The 7,431-nt window shown below is 73.6% G+C and carries 9 protein-coding genes; 8 read left to right on the plus strand and 1 reads right to left on the minus strand.

All coding sequences use genetic code 11. The annotated features are described in order from the left end of the window. Positions 1-196 precede the first annotated feature (196 nt). Positions 197-1,072, plus strand: a complete 876-nt coding sequence (locus tag PKF00_RS21775) for an NAD(P)-dependent oxidoreductase (RefSeq protein ID WP_271219430.1) — start codon at positions 197-199, stop codon at positions 1,070-1,072. A 99-nt stretch (positions 1,073-1,171) separates the two neighbouring features. Here the strand turns inward: PKF00_RS21775 and fabG are convergent, their stop codons facing one another. Further along, positions 1,172-1,912: a 3-oxoacyl-ACP reductase FabG gene (fabG, locus tag PKF00_RS21780; RefSeq protein WP_271219431.1), complete on the minus strand. Its 741-nt coding sequence runs from the start codon at positions 1,910-1,912 to the stop codon at positions 1,172-1,174. A 354-nt stretch (positions 1,913-2,266) separates the two neighbouring features. On the opposite strand from fabG, the gene PKF00_RS21785 reads away from it, so the two are divergent. From PKF00_RS21785 to PKF00_RS21815, 7 genes are all read left to right on the plus strand, one after another. Further along, entirely contained in the window at positions 2,267-2,596 is a 330-nt protein-coding gene (locus PKF00_RS21785) for an antibiotic biosynthesis monooxygenase family protein (RefSeq protein ID WP_271219432.1), read from the plus strand. Positions 2,597-2,732: 136 nt separating this feature from the next. Beyond that, a complete protein-coding gene (locus tag PKF00_RS21790) occupies positions 2,733-3,470 on the plus strand; it encodes an SDR family NAD(P)-dependent oxidoreductase (protein ID WP_271219433.1) in 738 nt (245 codons plus the stop codon). Further along, positions 3,470-3,850, plus strand: a complete 381-nt coding sequence (locus tag PKF00_RS21795; RefSeq protein ID WP_271219434.1) for a SchA/CurD-like domain-containing protein — start codon at positions 3,470-3,472, stop codon at positions 3,848-3,850. The genes PKF00_RS21790 and PKF00_RS21795 overlap by 1 nt, the downstream gene beginning before the upstream one ends. Positions 3,851-3,928: 78 nt before the next feature. Beyond that, positions 3,929-4,786 carry an LLM class flavin-dependent oxidoreductase gene (locus PKF00_RS21800; RefSeq protein WP_271219435.1) on the plus strand — a complete coding sequence of 286 codons (858 nt, stop codon included), beginning with the start codon at positions 3,929-3,931 and terminating at the stop codon, positions 4,784-4,786. Beyond that, a complete protein-coding gene (locus PKF00_RS21805; protein WP_271219436.1) occupies positions 4,783-5,244 on the plus strand; it encodes an anthrone oxygenase family protein in 462 nt (153 codons plus the stop codon). The genes PKF00_RS21800 and PKF00_RS21805 overlap by 4 nt, the downstream gene beginning before the upstream one ends. Before the next feature lie 307 nt (positions 5,245-5,551). Then, entirely contained in the window at positions 5,552-5,773 is a 222-nt protein-coding gene (locus PKF00_RS21810) for a hypothetical protein (RefSeq protein ID WP_271219437.1), read from the plus strand. Positions 5,774-5,860: 87 nt separating this feature from the next. Next, a complete protein-coding gene (locus tag PKF00_RS21815) occupies positions 5,861-7,402 on the plus strand; it encodes a peptide MFS transporter (protein WP_271219438.1) in 1,542 nt (513 codons plus the stop codon). Positions 7,403-7,431 lie beyond the last annotated feature (29 nt).

Here is a 7,431-nt window from a genome sequence, read left to right on the forward strand (position 1 = left end):
TCGTGTCCGGTCCCAGTCGAATCCGGCTCGAAACGGTCCCGGAACCGGGACCCGGGGGAGCGCGGAACCCGGACGGGACAGACCTGCTCCGCCAACGCGCCCACACCGGGTCGCGAGCGCGGCTCGAGCCCGGAACCACAGGGTGACGGCAGGCACATCAGCGCCGACGGACCGTCATCGTCGAAAGGTGACCGTGGTGAGCAGCGACAACGAGCTGGCGTTCATCGGGCTCGGCGGCATGGGCGCCGGCATGGCGCTCCGCCTGCGCGAGGCGGGATTCCCCCTGGTGGTGCACAACCGCACGGCGGCCAAGGCCGTGCCGCTCGCCGGGGCGGGAGCACGGGTCGCCGCCTCGAGCGCGGAGGCGGCGGGGGCGGCCCGGATCGTCGTCCTCAGCCTCAGCGACCAGACAGCCGTCGAGCGGGTCCTCTTCGGCGAGCTGTCCGGACGGCTGCGTCCCGGCGCTCTCGTGGTGGACACCTCGACCGTCTCGCCCGCGTACTCGGCGGACGCGGCCGAACGGCTGGCCGGGATCGGCGTCCGCCGCCTCGAGGCGTGCGTGCTCGGCAACCCCGCCATGGCTCACGCGGGCAGGCTGCGCGTCTTCACGGCAGGCCGGGCCGAGGACGCCGACGAGGCCCGTGACGTGCTGGAGGCGCTCGCCCAGGAGGTGACGCACGTCGGTCCGGCGGGCTCCGCGTGCGCCATGAAGCTGGCCTTCAACCTGATCCTCGGCAACCAGATCGCCGCGCTGGCCGAGGCGCTGCTGCTCGCCGACAGCGCCGGGCTCGACCGGGACCTCCTCCTGACGGCCGTCGCCGGGAGCGGGCTCAGCTCGCCGACGCTGGCGTTCAGGGCGGAGCTGATGCGGACCCGCCGCTACGAGCCCGCGGCGTTCCGCAGCGCCCTGATGGAGAAGGACCTTCGCCTCGCGGTCGGCGAGGCCGCCGCCCGCGGTCTGGAACTGCCGGTCACCGCGGGCGTCGCCGCCCGGTTCGCCGAGGTCGTCCTCGCGGGCGACGGCGACAGGGACGCCGCCGTCGTCGCGGAGCCGCGCTCCCCGGTCGGGTGACGCCGCCCGGTGACGCCGCCCGATGACGCCGCCCGGTGACGCCGCCCGATGACGCGGCCGGGTGACGCGGCCGGGCGACCGGGCCGCCGGGCCGCGCCCTCAGATCACGATCCCGCCGTGGATCTCGACGACGCTGCCGGTGATGTACCCGGCGCGGTCCGAGACCAGGAAGGCGACGAGCTCGGCGACCTCCTCAGGTCGTCCGAACCGGCCCAGGGCCGTCGCCTCCAGCAGCCTGCGCCTGGCCTTCTCGCCGAGGGCGTCGGTCATGTCGGTGTCGACGAGGCCGGGCGCGACCACGTTGGCGCGCACCCCCCGGCCGCCGACCTCCTTCGCCAGCGCCCGGGTGAAGCCGATGACGGCGGCCTTGGACGCCGAGTAGTTGGTCTGCGTCGCGTTGCCGTAGACGCCGGCCACCGAGGAGATCGTGACGACGCAGCCCGAGCGGCGCTTCATCATGCCGAACACCGCGGCGCGGCACAGGTGGTAGACGCCCCCTACGTTGGTGCTCATCACCTCCTCCCAGTCGGCCTCGCCCGCGAGCACGAGAGGTCCGTCCCTGGTGACGCCCGCCGACGTCACGACCGCGTCGACGGGCCCCAGCTCCTCCTCGGCGCGGGCGACCCAGGCGCGCATGTCCTCGCCGCTGGAGACGTCGGCCCGCACCGGCAGCGCGAGGCCGCCGAGCTCCCTGACCTCCTTCGCGACCCGCGCGGCGGGCTCCTCGGCGCTGCGGTAGCAGAAGCTGACGTGGAAACCGTCCTGTGCCAGCCTCAGCACGACCGCGCGGCCGATGCCGCGCGATCCGCCGCTGACGAGCGCGACCCTCGCGTCACCCATGGCGCCCGCCTCCGGCGACGGGCGGGCAGGGAAGCGGGGCGGGCGGGAACGGGCGCCGCGTTCTGCGGGCTTTCCCCGTGGTCGTCATCGAAGAAACCTCCGGCCGGTGCGTCTGTCAGGGGCCCGCGCCCGCCACGGTCGCCCGAGGGGCGGCGGCGCGTGCGTGAAGGGTCTCACCGGCGCCGGGGGGACGGCTCGAGGCGGGCTCGAGGGCGGTGGGGGCGGCGCGGGACCGGGGCGAGCGAGTCGCCAGCGATCGACCAGAGGGGTCTGGTGTGCTCCCCGGTGGGACACCGCCGCCGACGGCGGGGCCGCGGTGTCCCGTCACGTCAGGTCGAGTGAGGAGGGATGGACGTGTCCGGTTCCGACGCGGTCTTCCGGGTCTTCCTGCGGATGCAGATCCACACGGGGATGGAGGAGGAGTTCGAGCGCACGTGGTACGAGGTGGGCAAGGCGGTCACCGACCACCCGGCGAACCTGGGCCAGTGGCTGGCCAGAAGCCAGGAGGAGGAGGGGGTGTACTACATCGTGAGCGACTGGGTGGACGAGCCGCGTTTCCGGGAGTTCGAGCACAGCGAGGGGCACCTGGCACACCGGACGAAGCTGCATCCGTTCCGCTCGGGAGGGTCGATGACGACGATGCGCGTGGTGTACGCGATGAGCGGCGCGGGGGCGGCCGGCTGACGGCCGGACCGCCTTCGTCCGGCGGCGGGCGGCGCTCCCGCCCGCCGGACGCCCGAGAGGACGCCGAGCGGGACTCCAGCCCGGCACGAGCGAACCGGCCCATCTTCGTCAGGTACCTGCCTGACGGAGGTTAATCGTGGATCTTGGACTGGCCGGCAAACGTGTCCTCGTCACCGGGGGCACCCACGGAATAGGCCGGGAGACCGTGCTGGCGTTCGCCCGGGCCGGGGCGCGCGTCGTGACCTGCAACCGCGGCCCCGGCGACGCGGCGGACAGTCTCGCCCGCGAGCTGAAGGGCCTGGGCGACGGCCACCGCGTCGTCCAGGCCGACGTCACGGACGCCGCGGGCGTCGCCGCGCTCGCCGACGCCTGCCGGGAGGCGCTCGGCGGGCTCGACGTGGTCGTCAACAACGTCGGCGTCGACGCCAGGTCGCCGTTCGGAGAGCTCACCGAGCAGGAGTGGCGCAGGGTCGTCGAGACGAACCTGACCAGCTGCTTCCTGGTGACCCAGGCCGCGCTCGCCCTCCTGGCGGACAACGGCTCGATCATCAACGTCGGAGCCTCCGCCGGCATGCGCGGACGGCCGGAGAGCGCGCACTACGGCGCGTCGAAGACGGCGCTCACCGGACTGACCCGCTCGCTGGCGAGGGAGCTGGGCGGCCGCGGCATCCGGGTCAACACGGTGGCGCCCGGCGTGATCGTGACCGAGCCGGGCGGCGGGCCGCCGCCCCCGGTCGCCGACCTCATCCGCACCGTGACCGCGCTCGGCCGCCTCGGCGCGGGAGAGGACGTGGCCGCGGCCGTGCTCTTCCTCGCCGGTGACACGTCGCGGTACATCACCGGAGTCACCCTCAACGTGGACGGAGGCATCTGATGCCATTCGCTGCCATCACCTACCGGGTCAGACCAGGACACGAGGACGAGATCGCGGAGATCTTCGCCGGATTCCAACGGGTGGACACCCCCGTCATGCGCGACGCGGACGGCGAGCGGGCGGGCCGCCTGCTCGGTACGGCCGTCTTCATCAAGGACGACGTGATGGTCCGCGTGATCCACTACGAGGGCGACTTCCGCGCCGTGGCCGCGCACATGGCCGGGCAGCGCGGCGTGCACCTGATCGAGGAGCGTCTCGCGCCCTACCTCGCCGTGCAGCGGGACACCTCGACGCCCGAGGCCTTCGGGAGGTACTTCGGCGACGCGATCATGCGCTGCGTCTCCCAGCTCTCGGCGGACACGCACCCGGTGAATCCGTGAGGACCCGGTCCGCGGCCGCCGAGCCGTGGGCGCGGACGGGCAGGACGTCCCGCCGGGCCACAGACGTGGGAGGGTGACATGGAGATCGGCATCGGGTTGCCGACGATGATCTCCGGGATCGCGGGCCGGGACCTCCTCTCGTGGGCCCGGCGCGCCGAGGAACTCGGATTCTCCTCGCTCGGAGTGCTCGACCGGCTGATGTACGACGGCTACGAGTCCCTGATCGCACTCGCGGGCGCGGCGGGCGCGACGAGCCGGATCAGGCTGGCCACGACCATCCTGATCGCCGCCTACCGAGGCGACAGGGCGGTGCTGGCCAAGCAACTGGCCAGCCTCGACCGGCTCTCCGAGGGGCGGCTGGTGGTCGGCGTCGCGGCGGGCGGACGCCCCGACGACTACGAGGCGTGCGGGACGCCGTACGCCGGGCGGGGCCGCAGGCTCGACGAGCTGCTCGACGGGCTGCGGCGCTCCTGGGAGGGGACCGGCGACGGGCCGGTCCCCGGGCCGCGCTGGGCGAAGGGGGGCCCGCCGCTGCTCGTCGGCGGCCACTCCGCCACGGCCATGCGGCGTGCCGCCGATCTGGCCGACGGCTGGATCGCCGGAGGCAGCTCGGCCAAGGGGTACGCCGAGCTCGCGGACCGCCTCCGCGAGTCCTGGCGCGCCGCGGGCCGCCCCGACCGGCCACGCCTGGTGGCGATCGCCTACGTGGCGCTCGGCCGTGACGCGCGTGAGCGGGCCGAGCACCACCTGCTCGACTACTACGCCTTCCTCGGCTGGAAGGCCGAGATGGCCGTGCGGAGCGTGCTCACCGACGCGGAGCGGCTGCGTGAGTTCGCCGACGGCTACCGGGCGGCGGGCTGTGACGAGCTGATCCTCTTCCCGTGCGTCCCCGACCCCGGCCAGGCGGACCTGATCGCCGACGCGGTCTGGAGGTGACCGTCGTGTACGTGCTCAGCGTGCTGGTCCTGATCGGCAGCGGAACGGTGGCGGGGGTGCTGTTCGCGGTCGCCCTCAGCACGGTCCCCGCCCTGGCCGCGATGCCGCCCGACCGCTACGTCTACACGCACACCCTGCTCGGCAGGAACTGGGACCCCACCATGCCGATCATCGTGCTGGGCACGACGCTGCTGGACGTCGTGCTCGCCGTGCTGACGCCGGGAGCCGTGCCCCGCTCGCTGATCATCGGCGCGGCCGTGTGCCTGGCCGGGGTCTCCGCGGTCTCGCACCTGCGGAACGTGCCGATCAACAGGCGGGTGCACCGGACCGATCCGGACGCGATCCCGCCGGGGTGGCAGGATCCGCGCCCGCTGTGGCGGCGCTGGCACACGCTGCGCACCGCGCTCGCGATGGCGGCGCTCGCCCTCAACGGCCTCGCCGTCACCCTGCCTTCCTGACGCCTCCCTGACGCCTCCCTGACGCCTTCCCGGTGCCTCCTCGGCCGTCTCCCCGGCTCCCTCTTCGCCTCGCTTCGCCGTCCCGCCCTGCCCGGACGCGCTCTCTAGGACGGCGCGACACCGGGTCCACACCGGGTCCACGCCGGGTCCAGCGGTTCTCGACCGGCAGGAGAGGGGGCGCGGCGAGGCTCGATGCCGAAAGCACGACTGGAGGGCCCGAATGCGACGAGATCTCACCGGCGCGAGAGCGCTGCGGTGGACGGCACGCTGCCTCAGGAAGTGCTCAAGGCACTTCGGAACAGGTCTGATGTACTTCGCAGTGATCGTCTGGCCGACTCCCGACGTCCTGACCGCCCTGCGGGAGCGGACCGCCGGACCCCCGGAGAGGCGGACGGGCCGCGAGCCGGGGGAGACGCCCCGCGAGCCGCTCCCCCCGGACCGGATCACCCTCCACGAGGACCTGCCCCATCCGGACCGTCGCCTCTTCCTGGAGTTCGAGAGGCAGTTCGGACAGGACGGCGAGAGATGACCCGGGGACGACTCAGGACGCCAGGGATCCTCGAGCCGCCGCACGTACTGCTTTCGCCAACGGTCCGTCCTGAAAAGGGGAGAGCGCATGGACGAGATGAGAGTTCCCGGCCGTGACGACGGCGCGGTGTCGATCCGCAGGATGCCGCGCTGGTACGTGACGCTCTTCGTCACCGACACCCTCGAACGCTTCGGCTTCTACGGCATGCAGGCCATCCTGGTGCTGTACGCCGCGGCCCCCCGCTCCAGGGGCGGTCTCGGACTGGCCACGCCGGACGCCGCGGCGCTGTTCGGAGCCTGGATAGGCCTGATGTTCACGCTGGCGCTGGCGGGCGGCTGGGCCGGTGACAGGCTGCTCGGCCAGCGCCCGGCGCTCCTGACCGGATGCGTGTTCAGCGGGCTCGGCTACCTGTTCCTGGCCGTCCCGTCCGCCGCGATGACAGCCGTGGGGCTGTGCGTGCTGGCGGTCGGCGGCGGCCTGTTCAAGCCGAACCACCAGGCGATGATCAACCTGATGTTCGGCGGCAGCAGGGGACGCGAGTCGGGCATCTCCCTGATGTACGTCGGCGTCCAGGTGTCCGCGCTGCTGGCGCCGCTGGTGACCGCCTTCCTCGGCGAGCGGGTCAGCTGGCACCTCGGGTTCTCCGTGGCGGCGGCGGCGGTGCTCGTCACCGGGGTGCTGCTGGCCCTGACCGCGGCCCAGTTCCACGGCGTCGGCGCCAGGCCTCCCAGGCCGCTCACGCCGGGGGAGCGCCGGGTCCTGCTCGTCCGGACCTCGATCGCCTGCGCGGCGGTGGCCGGCCTGCTCCTCGTCATGGCGTTCGCGGGCGCGCTCAGCCCCACCGCGGCCATCGCGCTGACCGGAGTGCTCAGCGTCGTCGTGCCACCCGTCGGTTACCTGACGCTCTACCGGCACCCGGAGCTCGGCACGGCCGACCGGCGGCGGCTCCGCGCCTTCCTCGCGGTGCTGCTGGGCAGCACGCTGTTCTGGATGATCATCGCTCACGCGGCCTCGCTGCTGAACCTCTTCGCCCGCGACCACGTCGACCTCGACGTGTTCGGCTTCGTCGTGCCGGCCGGCTGGCTCCAGGCGGCGACCCCGCTGTTCATCCTGGTCCTGGCGCCGGTGGTCGCCTCGGTGCTGCCCCGGATCGGCGGACGCGTCCCGGGCAAGTTCGCCGCGGGGCTGCTGCTGGTCGGCGGAGGCTTCCTGCTGATGTCCCTCGCGGCCACGCTCGCCGCCGACGGCGCGAAGGTCTCCCCGCTCTGGCTGCTCGTGGTCTACCTGACGCACGCCTGCGGCGAGGTCGTGGTCGCGGCGGTGAGCGTCTCGGCGCTGGCCGAGGTGCTCCCTCGCCCGTTCATCGGGCGGGTCACCGGCGTCTACTGGCTGTTCGCCGCGCTCGGCGGAGGACTCGGCAGCGGTGTCGTGCGGCTGAGCCAGATCGTTCCCGAGACCGTCTACTATCTGGCCCTCGGCCTGGTCGCGGCGCTGGCGGGCCTCGGCTTCCTGCTCCGGCGGGCGGCGCTGGGCCGCGCCCTGGCGGCGGAGGACCCCGTGGACGCCGATGCGGAAGAGAGCGGGTCACCGGTCCTCCCGCTGAGCCCTGAGGTTCCCCGGAGCCGCTGACGCGCGGGCCGCCGCGACGACGCCGGGAT

Source organism: Streptosporangium carneum, assembly GCF_027922005.1.
In the GTDB taxonomy this organism is placed as follows: Bacteria; Actinomycetota; Actinomycetes; order Streptosporangiales; family Streptosporangiaceae; genus Streptosporangium; species Streptosporangium carneum.